The following is a 1,354-nucleotide window of genomic DNA, read 5'->3' on the forward strand; positions in this document are numbered from 1 at the left end:
TAGGGGTGATCGCGTCTCTTGGCGCGTTCGGCCTCTGCTTGTTGGCGCGCCAGCGGCCTTCCGCCCGCGCTTGTAACACGGGGTGGGAAAGTTCTATCCCCGCTACTGATTCGGTGCGCCGCGCAAAGATCGATTGGCTCAATGCCACGTTTGATCGGCCATCCATGAGCGTGCACGGACTCATGAGCTTCTTGGACGGAATCATGGACGGACGGCTCACCGCTGTGTTGGATGGTGGCCTCTTTGGCTTCACGGAGCGATACCGCCTGGTCCTGCAGCTGCACGACGACGCCAAGGTCGAGGTCGGCGCTATTGCCCTTGGCGGCGAGTCACAGCTTGGTCGTTGGCTCCTCCAGCTCAACGGAAAAGGCTGCGGCATGGTCACCGATTGGGAGAGCGTGCAAGAGCTGCTTGAGGGCCTCGGCGCTGTCATTTCTCGCGTCGATCTCGCGGTCGATTTTCTCGACGGCGAATACAGCGTTGACGACGCATACAGCCTCTACGACCAAGGGGCATTTATCAACCGTGGGCGAAACCCTGAGCTTGACACGCAGGGTAGCTGGCACGAAGGCGGCACGAAAGGACGAACCATGTACGTCGGAAAACTGAAGCACGGAAAGACGCTCTGCGTATACGAAAAGGGCCGACAGCAAGGCATGCCCGACAGCGACTGGACCCGCTTTGAGGTCCGGCTCGGCAACCGGGACCGAACGATCCCGCTCAATGTGCTGACTAACCCTGATGGCGCCTTTATTGCCGCTTATCCAGCCTTGCGCGACATGCTTGAAGCCGCGGCCCTGGAGATACCCACCCAGCGCGAAGAGGCGAAAGGCAGCTTGGCCCACGGGCTTTATCACGCAGAGCGCTGCTACGGCAAATACATGCACCAGGCCCTGTCCATGACAGGTTGCTCAGCCGCTGAACTGGTCGAAGAAATTCGCATCTTCGGCCTGCCCAAGAAGGTAGACCCCGCCGGCGGTAGTGCCGGCCTCCAGTGGCCGGAGTTGCAGGCCCAGATACAGAGGATCAGACCATCATGAACGCACCCGTAGCCTCCCCAACTCAGGGAACCAAGATCCAGCCCATGCAGGTGCTGGTGAAGGGCCGCATCGACGCTTCCCGCCGCCACGAACAGACGCGCTACACGCGCATCGTGACGCCCGCGCCCGACCCCTATAGCCGTCCGCAGACCGTCGAGGTCCGCAGCAAGGCCCAGCTGGGCCAAAAGGGCGAAGAAGTCTCGGTCTTGGCCCAGCTGGGCGGGTACACGCGCAAGCCCTTTCGTAGCACCGACAAAGAGACCGGCGAGGTCACCAGCGTGACCCCGGTGGATCTCACGCTGGACGCGGTGGAG

2 protein-coding genes are annotated in these 1,354 nt (G+C 62.0%); both read left to right on the forward strand.

Translation table 11 applies throughout. From position 1 onward, the window contains the following. Window positions 1-1,040, forward strand: a 1,040-nt coding sequence (locus AC27IQ_RS24660; protein WP_487091169.1) for a replication initiation factor domain-containing protein, incomplete at its 5' end; no start/stop codon positions are given. Then, a partial coding sequence (locus tag AC27IQ_RS24665; protein WP_487091171.1) for a single-stranded DNA-binding protein occupies window positions 1,037-1,354 on the forward strand: 318 nt, incomplete at its 3' end. The genes AC27IQ_RS24660 and AC27IQ_RS24665, both read left to right, overlap by 4 nt.

The organism is Acidovorax sp. KPB24-07 (assembly GCF_057543315.1).